The organism is Haliscomenobacter sp. (assembly GCF_965225875.1).
GTDB lineage: Bacteria > Bacteroidota > Bacteroidia > Chitinophagales > Saprospiraceae > Haliscomenobacter.
Genome location: NZ_CBDDBS010000002.1, coordinates 1,410,392 through 1,431,854, shown reverse-complemented (window position 1 = coordinate 1,431,854; position 21,463 = coordinate 1,410,392). Strand labels below are relative to the sequence as shown.

Below are 21,463 nucleotides of genomic sequence, written 5' to 3'. Positions count from 1 at the left end.
ATTTTACTCCGTCTATAGTCAAATATCCATGATACAAAGACTCAAATCAAAGTTAATCTTATAGCCTATAAGTTTTCAAGAAGAGCACATTAAATTTTCAAATCATCAATCAGGCTTTTGATTCTATTCCGACCCCGATGAGTGATTTATAATAATTTTCAGTGATTTTGCCCCGCTCAATCCCCCGAAATTCCCTATTTTCCCCTCCAAAAAAACCAAAAATCCATGCGCCACCACCTCCTCCTTCTCCTCCTCCTTTTTACCACCCTTTCCTCCGCACAAACCTTCAATAACTTAAATTTCCGCTTCCTCGGCGTCGACGGCAACCGCGCCTCCGCCGTAGTCGGAGAACCCGGCAATCCCATGGTCGCCTACGTCGGTGCGGCCTCAGGCGGTATCTTCAAAACCGAAGACGGCGGCCTCAACTGGCGACCCATTTTTGACGATCAAGACGTTGCCGCCATTGGCTCTCTGGCCATTGCCCCCAGCAACCCCAACCAGATCTGGTGCGGCACCGGCGAAACCTTCGTCATTCGGCCCGCACACCCGCTGGGCAATGGCGTGTACAAGTCATCTGATGCGGGCAAAACCTGGAAGCACCTGGGGCTGGAAAAAACCGGGCGCATTGGGCGCATTGTGGTGCACCCCAGCGATACCAACACCATTTACGTCGCCGCCCTGGGCAACACCCACGCGCCCCAGCAAGAGCGTGGCGTGTATAAAACCAGCGATGGCGGCAAAACCTGGGCTCGCGTCTTTTTCCTGAACGAGTCCACTGGGTGCAACGAGATCGAGATCGACACCAACAACCCCAATATCCTCTTTGCCGCCATGTGGCAGGTCGACATCAAAACCTGGGGCCTCAACTCTGGCGGCCCTTCCAGCGGCATTTACCGCTCGACCGACGCGGGCAAAACCTGGGAGCCCATGAACACTCGGGGTATCCAATTTGGCGAAAAGCACCCGGTCGGCAAAACCTCCGTGTGCATCGCCCCCAGCAATTCCAACGTGGTGTACGCCCTGATCGAAGACAAGGAGCCCTGCCTCTACCGCTCCGACAATGGTGGCAACAGCTGGACCCTGGTCAAAAAAGACCATTCCATGGCCCAACGCGCGCCCTACTACACCCGGGTGCGGGTCTCCACGGGCAATGCGGACGAGGTGTACACCATCTGCGTGAGCGTTTCCAAGTCCAAAGACGGCGGTAAGTCCTGGGTAATGGGTGAGGGCAGCCCCTGGGCCATGGGCGGCGATTGCCACGACATGTGGTTTGACCCAAAAAATCCCAACCGCCAGATGGTGGCCCACGACGGCTGCATGAACATGACCCTGAACGGCGGCAAAACCTGGAAAAACGTCAACCTACCCATCGCCCAGCTTTACCACGTGGCGGTCGACAGCATGATCCCCTATCACGTACTCGGCAATCGCCAGGATGGTTATTCCTACTACGGCCCCAGCAACAGCCGCAGCGGGGGCATCCCCATCAGTGACTGGAAATTTGTAGGCGGCTGCGAGTCGGGTTTTGCCCAGGTTGATCCCTTCAATCCGAACATCGTCTGGTCGGGTTGTTACGATGGCGGCCTGGATGTGACCGACCTGCGCACAGGCATCGCGCGCGACGTACGCCCCTGGCCCGAAACCCAATACGGCTGGAACCCCCAAAACGTGAAATACCGCTGGCACTGGAACTTCCCCATGGTGCTCTCGCGTCACCGCCCGAACACGGTGTGGGTGGGCAGCCAGTACATCCACCAGACGACCAATGGCGGCCAATCCTGGCAAGTGATCAGCCCGGATTTGACCACCGCTGATCCCAAAAAAATGGACAATTCCGGCGGCATTGCCTACGACAACCTCTACACCTGGGATGGCTGCACCACGCTGAATATGGCTGAATCGCCGTCAAAGAAGGCATCCTTTGGGTGGGTACCAACGATGGCCTTCTGCACATTACCCGCGACGGTGGCAAAAACTGGGAAAATTTGACCAAAAATATACCTGGCTTACCCGCTGGCGGCAGCGTTTCCTGCATCGAACCCTCCAATTTTGAGGCCGGAACCTGTTACGTATCCTACCGCTTTTTGTACGTGGGCAACACCCAATCTTACATCTTCAAAACCAGCGATTACGGCAAAAGCTGGACGAAAATCATCGGCGACTTACCCCAAAATCAATCCAGTACGGTGTTTCAAATCCGTGAAGACCCTGCAATGAGAGGCCTCTTGTACTGCGGCACCGACAATGCGCTTTACTTTTCGCCCAACGACGGCAAGACCTGGCAACGCCTGCGCAACAACCTGCCTCCTGTGGCGGTCTACGGCATCGCCATCCAGAAACACTTTGGCGATTTGGTGCTCGGCACCTACGGTCGAGGTTTTTACATCCTGGACGACCTGACACCCATCCGCCAGTTCAGTGCCGAGGTGCAAAAGGCTGAAAGCCACTTGTTCAGTTTGCGGCCAGCCTATCGCTTTCAACGCGTACAGGGCACCCACGCGGACGGCGACTCTTTTTCGGGACAAAACCCTACCTACGGCGCATTGATCAATTATTACCAAAAAGATACTTTGCAAAAAACGGCTGAGCTGCTGGTGCTCTCCATGCAGGGCGATACACTGCGCAAGTTGCGTACGGTCAACAAAGCGGGTATCCAGCGGACCAGTTGGGACTTGCGCCCGGAACCCGCCCGTTTGCCCAAGTTGCGCACCAAACCCCGCGACAAGGACTGGGTAGAACTGGACAAAAACGGCGAGCGCAGCATTTATCCCTGGGATTTGGACATGCAGCCGGGCATAAACGCACCGCTGGTGCCTGCGGGCAAATACCGCGTGGTGTACAATGCCAATGGCAAAAAACAGGAGCAAATCTTGGAACTGCGCAATGACCCAAATGTAAAGGGCAATGACGCCGACATCCAAAAACAATTCAGCTTTGGCCTGCAACTGAACCGCGACCTCAAAGCTACGGTCAAATTGATTGAAGACATTGAAAAACAACGCGCTGATCTGCAAAAGGCCAGCAGCCGGGAGAAATCGGCGGAAGTGAAAAAAGACCTGCTCGACCTGGAGGAGCAATTGTACCAAATTGAAAGTGGTTTGCTCGACTTGAAACAAACGGGGGCTCGGCAGGACAATTTCCGGAATCCGGTGGGTGTGCTGGAACGTTTCTTGGCGATCGGGAAAGAGCTACTGGTTTCCAGTGGTGATCACCCGCCGACGGATCAGCAGGTGGAGGTGCATCAATTGACCAAGGGGAAATTGGAGGCTGCGCAGGCGGCGTATCAGGGGGTGCTGAACTCGGCTTTGTGGAAAAAGGCGACCTGGAAGAAGCCTTGAATACTGAGCGCGCTTAGGTGCCTCTTATTTGCCTGTGGTTTCTAAGGTGGTGAATGAATACCTGCTTCGCAGGTTGGGGGTCTCACCACCTAAGAAACTGAAGGCACATAAGGGACACCTAAGGGGAGCGTCGGCTTTTAAATAGTACTTAATTTTTTGGGATAAATGGCACGGATAACCTTTGGGATAGATCATTTTTTGCAAACGCAGCAAGACAAAAACAAACGTTGGGGCTTGGTCACCAATGACGCTGTTTTTACCCGTGATTTTATCCCCGTCCGTCAAGCACTACTGAATAATGGCTTTCAGCTCGCCCGCCTCTTTTCACCTGAGCATGGCCTGCAAGTCATCGGCGCAGATGGCGCTCTGATGGCCCATCAAACCGACGCATTAACCGGCTTACACGTGTTCAGTCTTTACGGCGATAACCTGCGCCCACCTACCGAGGTTTTGCAAGACCTGGATGGCATTTTATTCGATTTACCCGACATTGGGGTACGTTTTTACACCTACATCTGGACCCTTTCCTACGTGATGGAGGCTTGCCACGCAGCCAGAGTGCCCTTGGTCGTTTTGGATCGACCGAATCCTCTCAGCGGAAAGCTCGACCTTGCGGAAGGCCCGATGCTGGATGAATCCACGGCTGCCTCTTTTATTGGCCGTTGGCGCATTCCCATTCGGCATAGCCTGACGATTGGGGAATTGGCTTTGTTTTGGCACAAAGAACGTTTTGATGAGGGGCTGGATTTGAAAGTGTATACCGCTCAAAACTGGAAACGGGAGCAATTTTTCCAGGATTTGAACTTGCCCTTTGTACCCAGTTCGCCCGCCATTTCGAGTATGGAAACCTTGCTGACCTACCCAGCTTTGTGCTTTTTGGAAGGGTTGAATGTGAGCGAAGGCAGAGGAACTGCCTTTCCCTTTCGGGTATGTGGGGCACCCTGGATCGATGGCTTGGAGTTGGCTAAGGCTTTCAATGACAGTGGCTTGGAGGGGGTGAGGGCCCGACCTTTTTCGTTTACGCCAAGTGAAGGTTTGTACAAAAATCAAGCTTGCCAGGGCATCATGTTGCATGTGCTGGATGAGCTTGTTTTTCGACCCATTTTTGTGGGTTTATACCTGGTAGGACTGTTGAAAAAGCTGTATCCCGAACAAGTCCAATGGGCGAATTACCCGACTCATGTGAATAAAACCGGAGCACGGCATTTTGATTTGTTGACGGGTACGCCCGCTGTACGCGAGGCCTTGGAGGAAGATGTGGATCAGTTTTTTAGTCAAATTGGGGATTTGACGGTTGTGGGCGATTGGAGAGAGAGGACGGAAGCATTTTTACTTTATTAATAACTCACATTGCGCATTTTATTTACCGCAGAGTTTCACAGAGTACACGCAGAGTTTCACAGCGTTTTTTTAGGGCACCTGCGGTGCCAAGAGGCCTCAGAGGTCGCCTTTGCTGAAGGCTGGCCGTTACTCGTTATCAAATATTACACTTTATCTTAAGCAAGATTTTCCTGGAGCCCTAACTCCAGCCACCGCAGGTGGCAAACTCCTTAAAACTAAAAAACTCCGCGAAACTCTGCGTGTACTCCGCGAAACTCTGCGGTAAATAAAATGCTTAAAGTGAGTTAATAATTCAAACCTACTGTTGCTGAAAAATCGCCCACGCCTTCCTCGCCAATTCCTCCGTCAATTTTTCCACATAATAACTTCCCGCCGCCGGGTCTTGCACCTTATCCAGGTAACTTTCCTGGCGCAGCAGGTGTTGCACATTGCGCGCAATCCGCCGGGTGAATGGGGTAGGGGACTCGCCTGCGCCCACATTGGAGGGCAAGACGTACAATTCCTGGGCGCCACCAATGATGGCCGACATGGCCTGCGTGGCCGCCCGAATCATATTGGTATTGGTATTTTCATCCTGTGAATCAGGGGCGAAATGAGCGGAGATGGATACGCCCGACTTTTGCACCCCATACGCCTTCAACACATTGAACCAGAGGATGTGCAAAGCCCTCAATTTGGCGATTTCCACAAAATAACTTTTGCCAAGGGCTACTTTGAAGAGGATGCTTTGCGCTACCGTTTCCAACTCCGTACTTGAAGCTGCTGCGAGGTAAACTTCTCCCGCCTGTAACAGACCAGCCAACTCTTGCGCACTTGCTGTATGCCCCTGATGCAAGCCTAAGCCATCAACCACACCAAGTTTGAAACCTGGCAAGTATTTTTGAAGGGTAGCAATTGGAACAGGTTTTTTACCAAAATCGATCGAGCCGTGCAGTTTTTCAGGTTCAAATCCTTGTTTGATAATGTAGTCCTGTAGGCCCTCCAGAAAAACGCCCGGCTCCTGATTTATCTCCCTCAAAACCAGATTCAGCGCAATGTACTCCAGTTGCACATTTTCCAACAAAACTGCCCAATCTTCAGTACCCATCGGGCTGCTGAGGTGCAACTCCAACGCCTCTGTGCCACCCTCCAACGCCGCCAATATCTCCTGATTGCCCAACTTGAAGTCAGCAATTTCCAATGACTCACCAATTGCCCATTGGGCTTTTGACTGCCCGGCCAGCAAGGGCAAACGTTGGGGGAAATACTGATCCGGGTGGTAAAAGGGATCAACTACAATATCATCACCCAGGTGCCATTGTAGGTCGGTCCAGGGTTTGCCTTTGAGGTCTTTTTCAAGTTGTTGGAGCCAATCGGCGTAGGGGGTTTCTGGAAAAGAGAACATACTCTTTGGAGTTATGAGTGATGAGTGATGAGTGATGAATTGGCTGCAGCAGCGACCTTGTCAAAGTTGCTGCGGCAGCCAATTCATCACTCATCACTCATCGCTCATCATTAATAACTGCCTGTTGCAAAATCATTTTTCTTCTTCATCCAACGCCCCCGTGTAAAGTCGGGGAAAGCTTGGGCGGAACTACCCGTAGCGATACTTGCTTCCGACAGCGGGGTGATGGCCAGCCAGCTCGCTGCATCGTACACATCGATTTGGGCCGGAGCATTTTGTTTAACACACTCGATGAAAGAGTTGAGCACAAAAAAGTCCATGCCGCCGTGCCCGGCGCCCTGGGCGTCGTTTTCGTAACGCTTCCAAAGGGGGTGATCGTACTTTGTGAGGTAATCATCCGCTTTTTCCCAGGCGTGGGCCTTAGGACTGGTGCCTTCGATGTAGAGCGACTTGTTGACGTCCATCCAAATCCCCTTGGTGCCTTGCACCCGGAAACCGAGCGAGTAGGGCCGTGGGGAGTTGGTATCGTGACTCAAAATTATGGTTTCACCGTTATTACATTTGATGACACTTGTCACTATATCGCCTAATTTCCATTCGAGATTGGCGTTCGGGTGATTGGGGCCACCTTTGGGATGCTTGGCCACGTATTCGTTCAGGGAACGGGGTTTGGAAGCGGTGGAAGTCAGGTGTACAAAACGATTGCCCCGGTTGATGTCGACCATCATGGCTACCGGGCCAACGCCATGGGTAGGGTAGAGGTCGCCGTTGCGGTGCAGGGAGTGGGTAGTGCGCCATTTGGCTTCACTGAAACCTTTGTCGCCAAATTCTACTCCGCCGCCATAGGGATTCACTCCGTCGTTGAACTTGACCTCGCGCAGGTCGTGCTGATAGCCCCCTTCCAGGTGCAGGATTTCACCAAACATATCTTGCCGTACCATGTTCATGACGGCCATGATGTCGCGGCGGTAACAGACGTTTTCGAGGAAAAACAGGTGTGTCCCGGTTTCTTCGTGGGCATTTACCAATTCCCAACACTCGTCGAGAGAAAAACCGCCGCAGACCTCACTACCGACATAAATGCCCCGCTTCATACAAGCTATCGACTGCTCAGTATGCCATTCCCAGGGGGTCGCGATGATGACTGCATCCAGTTTTTGTTTGTCCAACATGCGCAGGAAATCGCGCTCCCCTTTTTCACCATAAGCCGCAGCAGCTGGTTTTCCAGCTTTGCTGATCATTTTTTGCGTCTCAGCAATAGCTTTTGGATCGATGTCACAAATGGCCACTACTTCACAATCTTTGCGGAGCAGAGCAAGTTCTACGTGGTTGCGGCCACGCATACCCGTGCCGATGAAACCGATGCGTACTTTATCGACCAGTGGGCCTTTGCGGAGATTTGGCGCACCGATGATTTCAGTATTGGGCAGGAATCCTGCACCAGCTGCCAGCGAAGACATTTTGAGGAACTTGCGGCGCGATGTTGTTGATGACATGGTCAGAGCGTATTTTTTGTCAAAAAATAAATAAAGTCTGGTAAATCCCGGGTAAAAATAAACGCAACGCCGCAATAATAGACCTTTATAGTGGGCAAAAATAAGCATTCATTTTCTCTGAGTCAAAGGATTAGATAAAACACTTAAAGTGAATCGTTTATTTATCTGATCCTTCGGCAAAATGAAACACTTATTTTTTTACCGCCCAATTGAATCCCAAAAGCTTTATCGCCCTATAAAGAAAAGTTTTCCACCAGCAATGATTTTTTAATTGTTTAGAACTTTTTTTCCCACCAATCGTTATCTTTGTGTCAGTTTTCAATAAGATTAGATTCAATCTAAATAAACTTAGGTTATGACCAAGGATACACGCCGCGTGTACGTGGACAACAACGCTACAACTCCCACCGATCCACGGGTAGTGGAAGCGATGTTGCCCTATTTTTATCAGATGCCGGGGAATGCGGCGAGTCGCAACCACCCTTTTGGTTGGGAAGCAGAAGAAGCTGTTGATTATGCTCGCGAACAACTCGCTTCACTGATCAATGTTGATCCTAAAGAAATCATCTTTACCTCAGGAGCAACCGAGTCCGACAACCTGGCCATCAAAGGGGTGTTCGAGATGTATGCCAGCAAAGGCAACCACATCATCACCGTTACAACCGAGCACAAAGCGGTGTTGGATACTTGTAAAAAACTGGAGAAAGAGGGTGCTGAAGTGACCTATCTCCAGGTTAATGCCGAAGGTTTGATCGACCTGGCCGAGTTGGAAGCTGCAATCAAACCGAGTACCATCCTGGTATCGGTGATGTGGGCCAACAACGAAACCGGGGTAATTCAGCCGATGAAAGAAATTGGCGAAATTTGCGCCCGCAAAGGTGTTTTGTTCTTCAGTGATGCAGTACAGGCAGTGGGTAAAATTCCGGTGAATCCAAAAGAAACCGGAGTACACCTGATGGCTTTTACTTCACATAAAATGTACGGTCCTAAAGGGGTAGGTGCCTTGTATGTGAGCCGCAAAAACCCACGCGTAAAGGTAACTGCTCAAATGGACGGCGGTGGCCACGAACGTGGCATGCGCTCCGGCACCTTGAACGTACCTGGTATCGTTGGTTTTGGCAAGGCAGCTGAAATTGCCAAGGCAGAAATGCATCAGGATGCCGCACGCCTGAGTAAAATGCGCGACCGTCTGGAAAAAGCATTCCAGGACAATCTGGAAGAAGTATATGTGAATGGTAGCCGCCAAAGCCGGATGCCCCACGTGACCAATATCTCCTTCAAACATGTTGAAGGTGAAGGTTTGATGATGACATTTAACCAAAACATTGCCCTTTCTTCAGGTTCTGCCTGTACCTCGGCCTCATTGGAGCCGTCTTATGTACTGGTAGCACTGGGTTTGGGAGATGATTTGGCACACTCTTCACTGCGTTTCAGTCTTGGCCGTTTCACTACGGAAGAAGACATTGACTATGTGATTGAAAAAGTGAGCGAAGGGGTAAACCACATGCGAGACCTGAGTCCAATCTGGGAAATGTACAAAGAAGGTATCGATCTGAATTCCGTTCAGTGGAGCGAACATTAAGAGCGATAAACGACTAGTGTTCATTTTGCCCACTATTTAAAAAATAAAAAAACGCTAAAATCATGGCATACTCCGATAAAGTCCTCGAACACTTCCAACACCCACGCAATGTAGGAACCTTGGACAAAAGTAAAGCAACCGTAGGTACTGGTTTGGTTGGTGCACCCGAATGTGGTGACGTAATGCGTCTGCAAATTGAAGTAGACCCTGCTACCAGCACCATTGTGGATGCCAAATTCAAAACCTTTGGTTGTGGTTCTGCTATCGCTTCTTCTTCACTGGCCACTGAGTGGTTGAAGGGAAAAACCATCGATCAGGCTTTGACCATCGACAACATGACCATCGTAGAAGAACTGGCTTTGCCACCGGTTAAAATTCACTGTTCAGTATTGGCTGAAGATGCCATCCGCAGTGCGATTGCTGATTACCAGCAAAAAAACGGCATTGAAGTAGCAGTTGCTGAAAAAACACACTAAGAATATGCTTTTTGTAGCAGATAGTGCCAAAGAAAGGATTTCAGAAATTCGCTCACAAGGTAAGTTGGGCGAAGATTTCTTTGTGCGGGTATCGGTTACCAGCGGCGGTTGTTCCGGCTTGAGTTACAACATGGACTTTGATAATGAATCCAAGCCCAATGATCAGGTCTTTGAAGACAACGGCATCAAAGTGGTAACTGATCTGAAGAGCTTTTTGTACCTCTTCAATTCCACCCTCGAGTTTTCGGGCGGCCTGGATGGAAAGGGCTTTTCCTTCAACAATCCCAACGCTGCGCGCACCTGCGGGTGTGGAGAGAGCTTTGCGGTTTAGTCGAAGTTTAGGAGTTGAGGGGTTGAGAAGTTGAGGCTACCGCGAGCGATCTGGACAAAGGACATTGTCAAAATCGCTCGCGGTAGCCTCAACTTCTCAACTTTCTAAACTCCTCAACTACTTCAGTACTTTATTCACCACATACACCATTCCCTCCGGCGTTTCAAAGCTGGAAATTACTTTGGCTTCGCCAAAAGACAGCACATTTGATTCCATTTTGACTGGAATAGCATTGCCCTCCAAGGTGGTCACACTTCCCATACTTTGTAATTTTTTAGGACTCAACGGCAGGTTTAGCACATGGCGCTTGAGCATGGATAGTTGGGCAGAAGTTTGTTTGGCATCCATCAGTTCCATCAGTGCCTGACCACCCAATTGGTTGTAGGCTTCATCGGTAGGTACAATCAAGGTACCCTTCTGTTTAAAACCCAGCAACTGGGTGCTTCCACCCGCGTTCAACAACAACATTTGATAAGTCGTCGTATTGCCTACTTTTTTGAGTACGGCAGTAAAGTCCTCCATTTGGGGCAAACCTGCACTGCTGCCACAAGCGGTGCAAAATAGCAGGAGAGCTCCCAAGGTGAGGGTGGAAAAAATGCGCATAAATCGATCAATTTAAAATAGTTCTTTCATCCAAAACCGCAATGGCTTTGGGCTTTCTTCTTCTTCAGTCAAGTCTTTCCAGCTCATGTAGCAGACCATGTCGGTCTCCTGAAAGCCGCGCCGCCGCCAAAAATGATTGAGGGGAACGTAATCAGCTGGGCGCAAAGGATGATCTTGAGGCCGTTCTACGCCACAAAAACAAACCCATTGGAAGCGTTGCAAACTCCGGGCTTTGCGCTCGCGGTGCTCAAAAAAGCCTACCCCAATGCCTTTTCGCCGGTACTCAGACTGCAAAACCGATTCACCGTAGTAGTAGATTTTTTTGACATCCAGCCCTTTTTCTAAAAACGGCTTTTGAACGGATTCGGGCTCGTTTTCCAACGGAATACAAGTTGAAGCGCCGATGACCTTGCCTTCATCTCTGGCGATAACAATGGCTGCCTCAGGCGCATTTAGGTAGCTGCGCAGGTATTCGCGTTCGTATTCCATGTGGCCTTCGTACAAGTAGGGATAAGCTCGAAATACTTCGATGCGCAAACGGGCAACATCTTCCAGGTAAGGCTCCAAGTCAGCTCCAGAATAGGTATGGAGGGTGATTGATGTGTCGATCATTTGGGAAAATATGGTTGAAAAAGTTGAGGAGTTGAGGAGTTGAGGAGTTGAGGAGTTGAGGCTACCGCGAGCGACTTTGACAATGTCATTGTCCAAGTCGCTCGCGGTAGCCTCAACTCCTCAACCTCTCAACTTTCTCAACTGTTTATTCACGAATTACTCAAAGGATCATCCAGATCCAGCTCCACCTCCAGAGGCATTTTCAACTTTTCTGTTGCCTCCATATGGTAGAGGTCTTTGCGGCGATCTTGCAAGTTGCGTACACTACCCCGGTGGTGCAAGTTGTGCAACAGTTCCAGGTTGACATCGGTCACGATAATGGATTCCACATTGGCGGGCAATTGTGACTTGACTGCACCTTGCGGGAAGGCATAATCGGATGGAGTAAAAATAGCCGACTCTCCGTACTGAAACTCGATGGCGCTCACTTCTGGTAGGTAACCTACGCAGCCGGAAATGGCCACATAACACTCGTTTTCGATGGCCCGAGCCTGTGCACAATGGCGCACCCGAAAAAAACCTTCTTGCGAATCCGTGGAAAAAGGCACGAAGAGGACTTGTACCCCGGCATCGGCGTACAAACGCCCTAACTCGGGGAATTCCACGTCGTAGCAGGTTTGGATACCAATACGTCCGCAGTCGCTGTCAAATACCCCCAACTTATTGCCGGGAACCATGTGCCAGGCGTGTTTCTCATAAGGGGTAAGATGGATCTTGAGGTATTTTTCCACACTACCGTCTCTGCGGCACAGGTAAGTTGCATTGCGCAGCTCGCCAGCAGGCGAAAGCTCCGGAATACTTCCTGTGATCACATTGACCTGATAGGTACTGGCCATGCGGGAGATTTCCTCCATGAGGTGGTTGGTAATACCCGTCATGGCCACCAAACGCTCTCGCTCTTTGGGGCCTGGAAACAGGGACAACAATGGCATGGAGAAGTACTCCGGATAGAGCACAAAATCTACACCATAATTAGCAAAAGACTGGATTTGGTGTTCGATCTTGTCAAGGAAAATTTCCACTGACGCAAAATTCCTTACCAGCCATTGGACGACCCCCAGACGAATTTCGCCGGGTTTCAGTTCAGTAGCGTTTCTCATTCCGGATGAAAAAGACGGTTAATTGTGACGTGCAAAAATACTGGAATTTAAGGGGATATGCAAATGCAAAATTTGAGATCACAAAATCGGATACTTAAACGTCGAAGTCAACTTCACCCTTTTCCCCGTACTCGCCGACTTTCGCGCCGCTTCAATCACTTCCAACACATGCAAAGCATGCTCCGCCTGAATGCGCGGCTCGCCACTCGCTCCGGCCATGTACTCAGAAATGACAGTGGCACCCATTTGCCAGACATAGGCACCCGGATCGGGCACATGACGCACCGTTTTTTCATTTTCCAGTGTAGCCATGTCTACACCAAAGGGGGCCCAATCGTAGCCGATAAGGTTCATGTTGCCGCCGCTGCCCCAAATGGAGATGGTCGGTTTTTCCTGACCTTTCCCTTCGTGCCCATAGGGGTCAAAATAGTTGAAGCCACACTGTACGCTGGAAATGATGCCTTTGCCGTGATCCATGAGGACAACGGCATTGTCTTCGGCAATTACGTCGATTTCCCCTTTGTTGTCGGTCTTGCGTTTGGGAGTTACGATGCTGGTCATAGCTGTGATGTATTTGGCCGGGCCCAACAAACCCGTCAAAGTAGCCAGGTTGTATACGCCCAAATCTGGCAAACTGCCCCCTCCCTTTTCATAAAAAAATGCCGACCAGTGCGGCCCCAAATGCCCGTAATGGGCGTGGGCTGCGGCAATTCGACCCAGTTTTCCGGCCTGGATTTGTTGGGCCATGAAGGCAAATTGAGGACTATTAACTACAGCTGGGGCGCCCCAAATGCGCAGTCCTTTGGATTTGGCCAGATCTAGCAACGCTTTGCCTTCGGCATAGGTATTGGCCATGGGTTTTTCACTCCAAACATTGCGGCCGGCCAGCAGGGCTTGTTTGTTGAGCCGACCGTGTTCCTGCATGTCGGTGAGGTTGAGCAGCAGGTCGAAGGGCTCGCCAGCCAGCAATTGATCGATGTGGGGGTACCAATGTTTGATGCCGTATTGTTCGGCGGCTTTTTGCGCCCGCTCTGGAATGATGTCGCAGGTGCTGACCAATTCTACGTAGGGCGACTTGGAGATGTGGGGCAGGTATTGGGTCGAGACACTTCCACAGCCAATCACACTGACGCGCACTTTTTTGACGGGCATCGGGCTACTGGCTTGCAAAAGGCCGGGTGCAACTACAGTGGCCGCACCCACTATCGCCGTTTGTTCGATGAACTGGCGACGGGATAATTTTTTAGGCTTGCTCATGATGCAGGTATTGAGTTGAGATGAGGCTAGAGACGCAAGATCTTGCGTCTCTACGTCATGTTGTAATGATGTTGTACTGAACGCTCATCATTCCACGATAATACCATATTTTCCTAAAAGTCCGATGATGTTTTGGCGAGAAAATTTTGCTTTTTTGATGCGGTTAAAACTGGGGTCGATGGAAAAATTGTGCGCAGTACGCAGGTCAGCCCCTTCCAAAATGCTGTCTTCAAAAACCGCAGCATTCAATTCGCAATTGTCAAATACGGCATTGCTTAAATCAGCCTCCACAAAATCCACCCCTTCCAGTTGGCAATTCTTAAAAATTGTGCCAGGAATTTTCAACTGATAAAAAGCGCTGTAATTCAAGGTGCAATCGGTAAAAGTGAAGGACAATAAAAAAGGATTGCAATAGTCAAAGTGTAGGCCCAGTAGTTTACAGGCCTTGAATTCCACTTCCCGAAAAGTACATTGGTTCAATTTGGCCATGCTGAAATCACAATCAGTAAAGGTGCATTGCACAAAGGTGAACTTGGACAAATCCACTTTAGCAAAAACACATTGGGAGAAAGTGCAGGCTTCGTATTCACCTAGTAGCAAAGTTGTTTCGCTGAAATTTTCACCAGTAAATTCGATTCCGTGTTGGTACGTTTCATCCATGAGTAGTTAGTCTAAGCCTAAAAGTTCGGTATACAAATCCATCATTTCTTCGGTCACTACTTCCCCTTTGAAGTTTTGAGCGTATTCAAGCCCGGTTTTGATCATGTTGTGTCGAAAAGCATCGTCGCTCAGGATGCGCTCAATGCCTGCGGCGATTTCGGCGGGTTCTTCGGGGTCAACCAACCAAGAAGCTGGCCCCGCCGCCTCAGGCAAGGAGGATACTTTAGAGCTGATCACCGGAGTGCGACTGAACAAGGCCTCGATTACCGGAATGCCAAAACCTTCCCAACGCGAAGGATACAGGAAAATCCGTGCCTTTTGGAAAATGGCGGGCAAGTCATCGTTGTTGACCTGGGTAAAGATGACCCACTCGCTCAAACCTGCTTTTTGCAGAAATTCCAGCACCTGAGCTTTGTATTCTTTACCCTGGCCAATGACGACGAGGGGAATGCGCATGCTTTGTGGCAATTGAGCCATGGCTTGAACAATCCCGAGCAGGTTTTTACGCTCAGATATGGTACCCACGTAAAGCATAAACTCGGCGGGAAGTTGGTATCTGGCCAAAATAGGCTCAATCAATTTAGGCGACTTTTCCTGCATGAAACGTTCGTCGCAAGACTGGTAAATTACCTTGATTTTTTCGGGTGGAATGTCGTAAAAATGAACGATGTCGGCCTTGGTGCTTTCGCTGATGGCTACAATGGCGTCGGCTTTTTGACAAGCGTAATTGAATTTGAAGTCGTAGACCTGGCGGTCAAAAAAGGGATAATAATCCGGGCGGTGCTTGAATACCAAATCGTGAATGGTCACTACCGATTTGATGCGGGTGCTTTTGATGCCCAAGGGGAGTTCATTACTCAGGCCATGGTACAACTGGATTTTGTGGCGCTTCAGCGCATAACGGATGCTGTAACTCCGCCACAACATGCGCTGGTATTGCGAAGGGCTATAGGGCGTAAAAGAGGCACTGCTGGTGAAAAATCGGGTATCCGGCTTGCGCTCAATGCGGGGAGAAAAGAGGAAATAAGCGTGGTCGGGGTAATAATAGGACAGGTTTTTCAACAAGGTACGGCTGTAATTGCCTAAACCGGTGAAATTGTTAAAAAGCCGTTTGGCATCGTAGCCGAAGCGCAACATGTAATGGGTTATTGGTTATGACCCATGAAGATAGGGGGTTTGGTGCTGAGTTTTGAGAAATCGTGGGAAATTATTTATAGTCGCTCCATCAACCCGATGGTAATGACCCCAAAAAATGTGCGCTACGAACTCTTTTTGCTTTATCTTTCACCTAATCCTCCCCGTACTTTTCCCTTCCAACCAGCCCTCCTGCCCATTGGCCAAACGCACCTTGTCCCAAGTCCCGATTTTGTCCAAATAAGCCACTTTGGTACCCTCGTGCAGAGTGCGAATGGCCGGACTGGCTTGTTCTGGTCCGATACGCAGGGTCGCTTCTTTGCTCAAAATTACTCCGCTGGGGTTTTGATGATCGTGCCAATAACTCAAACCAGCAGCCAGCATAACAAAAAAAGCCAGTGCCAGTAAACCACGCGCGGCCCAGGGCATCCAGGGTGCAGCAGGTTTGCGGCGGATGTACCAAAACAAACCCATACCCAGCCAGATCAACACGGCGAAGGTAACAGCCCAGGCATTGGGTCGCATGATCCATTGGGGTTGCAGGAACCAGTCCCACCACTCGGGGGCGGCGCTGTGGTCGATTTGATCGGTGAGTTCGCTGCGCACCTGTTCGAGGTTGGCGAGGGTGGCTTCGTCGGTGGGCCTTAGGCTGAGGGCTTTTTCGTAGTAGAGTACGGCTTTACCGAGTTTCCCGGCCCGAAAACAGGCGTTGCCCAGGTTGTAGCACAAATCGGCGTCGTGGTAGCCGCCCTGGATCAGCTTTTCGTAGGCGCTGATGGCGTCGGCATAGCGGCTTTGTTGGTAGGCCTGTTGGGCTTGTTGAGCAATTTGGATGGGCGTTTGGGCAAAATTAAAACCTTTAAAACCCAATATAAAGAGAATCAAAAGGATCCGTTTGTTATTTTTCTTCATCGCTGTTGAGCTTGATGCGGTTAGCGGGGGCGATACGGCTTTGAGGAGTAAGCACCACAAATATATCTTCACGTTTGCGGGGGCGGGAATCCACTTCCCAGCGGAAGCCTTTCAAGCGCAAGGTCCGGTGGTTGGTGGTCCCCATCGGGCTGAGTACGGATTTGGGATCGGTGATAAAAGTGATTTTTTCCACCGCATTTTGAGCTCCAAACCTGATCACCATTTCACTACACTCCGTTTTGTTGACTCCTACATAGGCACCCGAATCGTCTTTGGCGTAATAGACGACCTCGGCATTGCCGAAGGCGTCCATTCGTTTGAGGTTGCTTTCCACAAAGTAGGAGACCACGTTTCGGGCCTTGATTTGATTAAAATAAGTCCCATCCGAGATCACCACTATGAAGGAGTTACTCCGCATGATGATTTTATCAATCTTTTTGTTCTTCAAAGTGATGTAAATCGTATCGGCGGTAAACTGGCTGGTGTCCGACCAAACAATCGGGTTGCCGTAAAGGGTAAACAAAGAATCGCGGGTGGAATACACCATCGAGTCACACACCGCCTGAAAATCCCTTTTGTAAATCCGGGCATTGTGGTAAGCGTGCAAAATGCGGCTGGTGTCGCTTGGCATGGTATCTTTTTGCACCACAGCCAGAGAATCATTTTTTCCAACAGACAGGCTATCCTTCCCTTTGCCGGGCAAACTATCGGCTTTCACCGCCAGAAGGGTGTCGGCAGATAAAAACAAGGAATCTCCCTCCACAATCGTGATGAGTTCCGGTCGCCCTCGCGACCCACCTGAGGCTTTGAGGTAACCGTTTTTTTTGCCATAATCTGCTCGATTGGCATTGATGGAAAGGTCGGCTGCGGTGTCGCGCCACATCACATTACCTGTTGCCACCCCAAGGCCTGTCGCATCGTCAAAACCCATTTGGTCGGCTTCCATGAGGTTGGGTGGGTCGCTGACGTAGGTGCGCCCCAGGGTTTTAAAAGTGCCTTTTTTGCGGTTGTAACTGATGACTTCAGAATTGATGTCCTGTTCTTTTTCGCGGTAGCGGGCATTGCCTTGCAGGAAGGTGGTATCCTGGAGTTCGTCGTATCGAATCAGGTTACCGATGGCCAAACGGGTTGAATCTTCCACCCGGGCGTTGCCGCGCAGGGAGTAAATTTTGAGGTTGTCGTCGTAGGTGATGGTATCAGCCTCGGCTTGTTGGTCTTTTTTGACGTACTGGGCATTGCCCGAAAATTCGGCGCGGTTGTTGAAGGTGTCGTAAAAACCATCTTCGCAATAGACTTTACTGCTGTCGTTGGTGATGACAGTTGGCCCGAGAAAGTCGACGACTTTGGTTTCGGTATTGTAGTTGAGCGAATCGGCTTTGAGGCTGAAGCGAGGGCCTACGGCGGTTACATTCTCCCGAAACTGGGCTTGTTTGGTGGCCACATAGTAAAACCCAACCTTACTTTTTAGGGATAGGGAGTCGCTGACCATTGTGGCATTGTTGGTGTAATAGGCTACTCGGGTATCGGTGCGGTAGTCCAGACGGCGGGTGTAGAGTTTACGGTTGCCATTGACCAGAATGACCCGGCCCAGAAGGTTGGCGATTTTGGACTCGCCATCGTATTGAGCTTCATCGGCAAATATTTTCAGGGAATCGCCTTGCTGGATGACCACATTCCCGTAGGCGTAAACCTGGGTCTCGTTTTCTACAATTGCCGAGTCGCAGTACATGTACACACTATCCTGCTTCAGCTCTACTTTTCCTTTCAGGCGATTGATGGTCGTTTCACCTCTGGTTTCATACACGGATTTGTCGGAGTAAAGGATTTTTACCCGACTACCTTCTCTGCTTGCGCCGGGGGTCTGTGCTTGTAGTTGGGCTATTCCGATCAGCATCCACATCACTCCAAAAAGCCAAAGCTGCCTATACATTTTTTTCTCTTAATGATTAATCAATCAGCAATTCTGCTGCCTCTTCCCCCACCAAAGAACCAATAACTTAGTTGATTGATCTTTTGTTGTAAGTACATAAGCCTTTAAAGTTGTTGTGATCGCAACAACTCTTTATCTTCCGCCGCAAATATCACTATTAAACTACAATATCCTTTAATCTACAGCTATGATTCAGCGAATTCAGAGCGTTTTCTTTCTGCTGGCCGGGGGCTTATACCTCGGATTGTTTGGGGTTCCTTTCGCCGAAACCAAACAAGCAGTGGCTCAATCGGCCTTTTTAAGTGATGCTGCTTATGGCGTCCAGGATCATGTGGCACTGATGGCGGCCTTTGCCGTAGCGGGTGCACTGTCTATCGCGGCGATTTTTTTGTTCAAAAACCGGGCACTACAAATGCGGCTGGCACTGTTTTCAACAATTGCCGCTATTGTGGGTAGCATCCTCACGGTGGTATTGTTTATGCAGGAGGGACTGAATAAAAGCAAAGAAGCCATCAACGATGGGCTGGGTTTGTACATGACGATCGCGGCGCTGGTGTTTACAGTGCTGGCGTATCGTTTTGTGAATAAGGATGAGAAGTTGGTAAGGTCGGCGGATCGGTTGCGGTGATACCAAAGAAGGTAGAGACGCAAAACCTTGCGTCTCTACCTTAGTAGTGTGGTAAATATTACCCATTAAGGTTTTTCTTTAGTTAGGCGTTTCGCAGAAAGGTGCGGAGCCGACATTGGCCCAATTGGTACCCGTAATGTCATCTGTGGCTATATTGCTTACACTGGCACTCATTGAAGCATCCCATAATTCTGCACTACTTGCTATGTAAGCTCTCACCAGGTAATTTTTGGCCTTAAAAAATGGGATGGTTGTGGTCCAGGTGTCGATATCACGGCTGTAAATGTGAAAATTAAAGACCACAAAATTGCCAGTTACGGGTGGAGTAATGTGTTTGTCGCTATCACTTTCATCCTGATCCGAAAAACAAAGCCTTTGAGTGATGTTGTCATTGGCATAGTAAGATTTCCACTCCACCGTTCCGCTGAGGCAAAAAAGGAATTGATTGCGCATCGCACTTAGGGTAGGGAACCCGGTTTGAATCACATTTGCAGCGAGTGATAGAGCAGGGTTGGGCATTACCATGCTAGGGGTAAAAATGAGTGAGCTATCAAAATAAGTGCTCAGATAACCGTCAATTTCACCAGGGAAATTACTGAGTGGGTCTTTTTTTGTATCAGAGCTTTTGATATCCAGGGTGATAAAAACGGGGTCGTGATTGGGATTTGCCTGATGCCAGGTCATAATATCTGACAAGTATATGCTGAGTGGTGGTCCATCATTGGTGACATGCCCAACTGTAAAAAGGTAGGGCGTCCCTATTTTATCCGAATTCCTCCAAATGTCCAACTCTAAGCCTCGACAGCCATAATTGGATGGGTTGCTGGGATCAAAAGTGAGCTGGACACTCATTGAAGCAGGTTGTTCATAGGAATTATGTGAACCTTTAAAAGAAACGTGTTGATAGTTCAGATCCAGGTAACTCATGGTTGATATTTTTTTTGAAGTGCTATTGTTTTGCTGCCTTTCGGCATTTGTCGAGACAAAATTCAGCTCATTCTGCTTTTAAAATAAGCGTAGATGAACCCCTTTGCCAAAACACGGAGTTCTACGCATATGTATAGGTATTTATACCTGTTTTATCTATGTAAGTTTGCTCGGCACTCAAATAAAAAATATCTTTGATGGAAGAATGATCGAAAACACCTCAAATTCATCCACAATGCGCTATTTTATTTTCTTTGGATTGCTTTTTAGTTTTGCTTTATTTGAGATGGGCTGCAACAATGGAGCACCTGAGCAAGCGTCGAATGAATCAGATTTTGTAGAAACTCCCTGCGATACCCCTTCCAGGGAAGTTGATCCGACCAGGGCTCAGCTAGACTCTGCCCAATACGCAATCTTCATCAATGGGGTGAAGCTGCCCAAAAAGGTCAAGATCACCAACCCTACGGTCACTTACTTTGTAGTACCCATTCGACACATCAACACGTTAATAAAATGGCAGAACGAGGGCAAAATTATGCCCAATCAAAGTGAAGACAATCTCACCTGGACTATGTTGGCACTGGAAAAAGATAGTGACTCCGATTCTTCAACCATTGTTCCCTACTTCGTATGTTATTCTACCATAGACAGCAATAAGCAAGGCCCGATTGTGTATTTCAAGTTGCCAGAGCGCGGCGAAATCGATACCATCCCGACAGAGGTAGCACAGGCCAATACAAAAGCCATGGAAAATTATATTGATAAATACTTGAATAGTGAAAAAGTGTTTTATCCCCATGGATTCCAATTCCCTTGGAGTGATATGGTCGGGCTGTCTTGTAGCTTGCAGGGAGAGGATCCCAATAATAGTTTACATGGAATCTTAGTGCTCAAAGACAGAGAAGATGACAAGGACAAGGACAAGCAAAAGAATAAAAACAAGAAAGGCAAAGAAGTAGACTATTATCTACATGCTTTTTACAATTCTAAAGTTGCAAAGTCTCGCAAAGGGCGGCCAGGTGATGGTGGTGATTATTTTGATTTTACGAGCCCTTGTCCAAATTCTTGCCCTTAACGATTAACTTAACCTATTAAATTTTATAGTATTGCCTATGTCGAACTGGCAATTTTGGATTACGGGCTGTTCGGAAGTACTGTTACTAATCAATACAGTTTTAAGTGTATTGTATTTGTGGAGAAGCTTCGGTGGGTTTAAATATTTTGTTTTTTTTCAGGTCTTTACATTAATAATTTTGGTCGCGGCAAAATTATTATGGCTAGAGCATGAGCACAATAAGGCAGTTAACAATTTGCCTTTGTTGCATTTTTATACCCTTGGTGAGTTCATTATATTGACAATGTATTATCACCAAATTTTTAAGTTAATCCCAATTTGGCGAAAGTACATCCTCAGTTTTGTCGTGGTTGTAATCGGATTAATCCTCGCAAACTCTATTTTTTTACAACCTATTACAACCTTTAACGCCAATGCAAAAACCCTAACCCAGGTTATTTTCATTGGGTATTCAGTGTTTTTCTTTTCAAAGGAAATATATAACAGAACTGACTTTCTTTTTTCCATTTTAAAGACTATCAACTCTGCTATCTTGTTGTATTACGCTGGAAGTTTATTTATCTTTATGTTCGGTAATGTGTTAATCAATCTAGAGCAATTACATAGTCTCTTCTGGGTTGCGAACGCTGTACTTTACCTGATTTTTCAACTTCTGGTGTTCTACGCAATATGGCAAT

The 21,463-nt window shown here is 48.8% G+C and carries 19 protein-coding genes; 8 read left to right on the top strand and 11 right to left on the bottom strand.

The features are described from left to right. The first annotated feature begins 225 nt into the window (after nucleotides 1-225). The 3 genes from ACO08K_RS08570 (at nucleotide 226) to ACO08K_RS08560 (ending at nucleotide 4,679) form a co-directional block, all read left to right on the top strand. Entirely contained in the window at nucleotides 226-1,989 is a 1,764-nt protein-coding gene (locus ACO08K_RS08570) for a WD40/YVTN/BNR-like repeat-containing protein (protein ID WP_421795980.1), read from the top strand. Next, nucleotides 1,986-3,338: a WD40/YVTN/BNR-like repeat-containing protein gene (locus ACO08K_RS08565; RefSeq protein WP_421795979.1), complete on the top strand. Its 1,353-nt coding sequence runs from the start codon at nucleotides 1,986-1,988 to the stop codon at nucleotides 3,336-3,338. Before ACO08K_RS08570 ends, ACO08K_RS08565 begins: the two co-directional genes overlap by 4 nt. Before the next feature lie 165 nt (nucleotides 3,339-3,503). Beyond that, nucleotides 3,504-4,679, top strand: a complete 1,176-nt coding sequence (locus tag ACO08K_RS08560) for an exo-beta-N-acetylmuramidase NamZ family protein (RefSeq protein ID WP_421795978.1) — start codon at nucleotides 3,504-3,506, stop codon at nucleotides 4,677-4,679. A gap of 298 nt (nucleotides 4,680-4,977) precedes the next feature. On the opposite strand, the gene ACO08K_RS08555 is transcribed toward ACO08K_RS08560, so the two are convergent. Both ACO08K_RS08555 and ACO08K_RS08550 read right to left on the bottom strand, forming a co-directional pair. Continuing rightward, nucleotides 4,978-6,063 carry a methylmalonyl-CoA mutase family protein gene (locus tag ACO08K_RS08555; protein WP_421795977.1) on the bottom strand — a complete coding sequence of 362 codons (1,086 nt, stop codon included), beginning with the start codon at nucleotides 6,061-6,063 and terminating at the stop codon, nucleotides 4,978-4,980. A gap of 110 nt (nucleotides 6,064-6,173) precedes the next feature. Continuing rightward, a complete protein-coding gene (locus tag ACO08K_RS08550) occupies nucleotides 6,174-7,559 on the bottom strand; it encodes a Gfo/Idh/MocA family protein (RefSeq protein ID WP_421795976.1) in 1,386 nt (461 codons plus the stop codon). Between the two features lie 355 nt (nucleotides 7,560-7,914). Here ACO08K_RS08550 and ACO08K_RS08545 point away from each other — a divergent pair, with 355 nt between their 5' ends. The 3 genes from ACO08K_RS08545 to ACO08K_RS08535 all read left to right on the top strand — a co-directional run bounded on the left by ACO08K_RS08545 (nucleotide 7,915) and on the right by ACO08K_RS08535 (nucleotide 9,948). Continuing rightward, entirely contained in the window at nucleotides 7,915-9,141 is a 1,227-nt protein-coding gene (locus ACO08K_RS08545) for an IscS subfamily cysteine desulfurase (protein ID WP_421795975.1), read from the top strand. Between the two features lie 62 nt (nucleotides 9,142-9,203). Beyond that, nucleotides 9,204-9,617, top strand: coding sequence for a Fe-S cluster assembly scaffold IscU (iscU, locus tag ACO08K_RS08540; protein ID WP_421795974.1), 414 nt, complete (start codon nucleotides 9,204-9,206; stop codon nucleotides 9,615-9,617). Between the two features lie 4 nt (nucleotides 9,618-9,621). Continuing rightward, complete coding sequence (locus tag ACO08K_RS08535) at nucleotides 9,622-9,948, top strand: HesB/IscA family protein (protein WP_421795973.1); 327 nt, start codon at nucleotides 9,622-9,624, stop codon at nucleotides 9,946-9,948. A gap of 117 nt (nucleotides 9,949-10,065) precedes the next feature. Here the strand turns inward: ACO08K_RS08535 and ACO08K_RS08530 are convergent, their stop codons facing one another. The 8 genes from ACO08K_RS08530 to ACO08K_RS08495 form a co-directional block, all read right to left on the bottom strand. Continuing rightward, complete coding sequence (locus tag ACO08K_RS08530) at nucleotides 10,066-10,551, bottom strand: fasciclin domain-containing protein (protein ID WP_421795972.1); 486 nt, start codon at nucleotides 10,549-10,551, stop codon at nucleotides 10,066-10,068. A 12-nt stretch (nucleotides 10,552-10,563) separates the two neighbouring features. After that, nucleotides 10,564-11,163, bottom strand: coding sequence for a GNAT family N-acetyltransferase (locus ACO08K_RS08525; protein WP_421795971.1), 600 nt, complete (start codon nucleotides 11,161-11,163; stop codon nucleotides 10,564-10,566). Nucleotides 11,164-11,312: 149 nt separating this feature from the next. Further along, on the bottom strand, nucleotides 11,313-12,263 hold the full coding sequence (locus ACO08K_RS08520) for a carbon-nitrogen hydrolase family protein (protein ID WP_421795970.1): 951 nt from the start codon (nucleotides 12,261-12,263) through the stop codon (nucleotides 11,313-11,315). A gap of 78 nt (nucleotides 12,264-12,341) precedes the next feature. Further along, the gene (locus ACO08K_RS08515) at nucleotides 12,342-13,520 is read right to left on the bottom strand and encodes a Gfo/Idh/MocA family protein (RefSeq protein ID WP_421795969.1); all 1,179 of its coding nucleotides are present in this window, start codon (nucleotides 13,518-13,520) and stop codon (nucleotides 12,342-12,344) included. An 87-nt stretch (nucleotides 13,521-13,607) separates the two neighbouring features. After that, nucleotides 13,608-14,180 (bottom strand): pentapeptide repeat-containing protein, encoded by a 573-nt coding sequence (locus tag ACO08K_RS08510; protein WP_421795968.1) that lies wholly within the window; start codon nucleotides 14,178-14,180, stop codon nucleotides 13,608-13,610. A gap of 6 nt (nucleotides 14,181-14,186) precedes the next feature. Next, a complete protein-coding gene (locus ACO08K_RS08505; protein WP_421795967.1) occupies nucleotides 14,187-15,317 on the bottom strand; it encodes a glycosyltransferase family 4 protein in 1,131 nt (376 codons plus the stop codon). A 147-nt stretch (nucleotides 15,318-15,464) separates the two neighbouring features. Beyond that, on the bottom strand, nucleotides 15,465-16,226 hold the full coding sequence (locus tag ACO08K_RS08500; RefSeq protein ID WP_421795966.1) for a tetratricopeptide repeat protein: 762 nt from the start codon (nucleotides 16,224-16,226) through the stop codon (nucleotides 15,465-15,467). Beyond that, complete coding sequence (locus ACO08K_RS08495) at nucleotides 16,213-18,156, bottom strand: OstA-like protein (protein WP_421795965.1); 1,944 nt, start codon at nucleotides 18,154-18,156, stop codon at nucleotides 16,213-16,215. The genes ACO08K_RS08500 and ACO08K_RS08495 overlap by 14 nt, the downstream gene beginning before the upstream one ends. A gap of 187 nt (nucleotides 18,157-18,343) precedes the next feature. On the opposite strand from ACO08K_RS08495, the gene ACO08K_RS08490 reads away from it, so the two are divergent. Beyond that, nucleotides 18,344-18,784, top strand: coding sequence for a DUF4293 domain-containing protein (locus ACO08K_RS08490; protein ID WP_421795964.1), 441 nt, complete (start codon nucleotides 18,344-18,346; stop codon nucleotides 18,782-18,784). A gap of 78 nt (nucleotides 18,785-18,862) precedes the next feature. Here the strand turns inward: ACO08K_RS08490 and ACO08K_RS08485 are convergent, their stop codons facing one another. Beyond that, entirely contained in the window at nucleotides 18,863-19,711 is an 849-nt protein-coding gene (locus ACO08K_RS08485) for a Ca2+-dependent phosphoinositide-specific phospholipase C (protein WP_421795963.1), read from the bottom strand. A gap of 205 nt (nucleotides 19,712-19,916) precedes the next feature. Here ACO08K_RS08485 and ACO08K_RS08480 point away from each other — a divergent pair, with 205 nt between their 5' ends. Then, complete coding sequence (locus ACO08K_RS08480; protein WP_421795962.1) at nucleotides 19,917-20,786, top strand: hypothetical protein; 870 nt, start codon at nucleotides 19,917-19,919, stop codon at nucleotides 20,784-20,786. Nucleotides 20,787-21,463 lie beyond the last annotated feature (677 nt).

Coding starts and splice junctions, on each gene's coding strand:
- ACO08K_RS08570 (WP_421795980.1), top strand. CDS start 226: ATGCGCCACCACCTCCTCCTTCTCCTCCTCCTTTTTACCACCCTTTCC.
- ACO08K_RS08560 (WP_421795978.1), top strand. CDS start 3,504: ATGGCACGGATAACCTTTGGGATAGATCATTTTTTGCAAACGCAGCAA.
- ACO08K_RS08555 (WP_421795977.1), bottom strand. CDS start 6,063: ATGTTCTCTTTTCCAGAAACCCCCTACGCCGATTGGCTCCAACAACTT.
- ACO08K_RS08550 (WP_421795976.1), bottom strand. CDS start 7,559: ATGTCATCAACAACATCGCGCCGCAAGTTCCTCAAAATGTCTTCGCTG.
- ACO08K_RS08545 (WP_421795975.1), top strand. CDS start 7,915: ATGACCAAGGATACACGCCGCGTGTACGTGGACAACAACGCTACAACT.
- iscU (WP_421795974.1), top strand. CDS start 9,204: ATGGCATACTCCGATAAAGTCCTCGAACACTTCCAACACCCACGCAAT.
- ACO08K_RS08535 (WP_421795973.1), top strand. CDS start 9,622: ATGCTTTTTGTAGCAGATAGTGCCAAAGAAAGGATTTCAGAAATTCGC.
- ACO08K_RS08530 (WP_421795972.1), bottom strand. CDS start 10,551: ATGCGCATTTTTTCCACCCTCACCTTGGGAGCTCTCCTGCTATTTTGC.
- ACO08K_RS08525 (WP_421795971.1), bottom strand. CDS start 11,163: ATGATCGACACATCAATCACCCTCCATACCTATTCTGGAGCTGACTTG.
- ACO08K_RS08520 (WP_421795970.1), bottom strand. CDS start 12,263: ATGAGAAACGCTACTGAACTGAAACCCGGCGAAATTCGTCTGGGGGTC.
- ACO08K_RS08515 (WP_421795969.1), bottom strand. CDS start 13,520: ATGAGCAAGCCTAAAAAATTATCCCGTCGCCAGTTCATCGAACAAACG.
- ACO08K_RS08510 (WP_421795968.1), bottom strand. CDS start 14,180: ATGGATGAAACGTACCAACACGGAATCGAATTTACTGGTGAAAATTTC.
- ACO08K_RS08505 (WP_421795967.1), bottom strand. CDS start 15,317: ATGTTGCGCTTCGGCTACGATGCCAAACGGCTTTTTAACAATTTCACC.
- ACO08K_RS08500 (WP_421795966.1), bottom strand. CDS start 16,226: ATGAAGAAAAATAACAAACGGATCCTTTTGATTCTCTTTATATTGGGT.
- ACO08K_RS08495 (WP_421795965.1), bottom strand. CDS start 18,156: ATGTATAGGCAGCTTTGGCTTTTTGGAGTGATGTGGATGCTGATCGGA.
- ACO08K_RS08490 (WP_421795964.1), top strand. CDS start 18,344: ATGATTCAGCGAATTCAGAGCGTTTTCTTTCTGCTGGCCGGGGGCTTA.
- ACO08K_RS08485 (WP_421795963.1), bottom strand. CDS start 19,711: ATGAGTTACCTGGATCTGAACTATCAACACGTTTCTTTTAAAGGTTCA.
- ACO08K_RS08480 (WP_421795962.1), top strand. CDS start 19,917: ATGATCGAAAACACCTCAAATTCATCCACAATGCGCTATTTTATTTTC.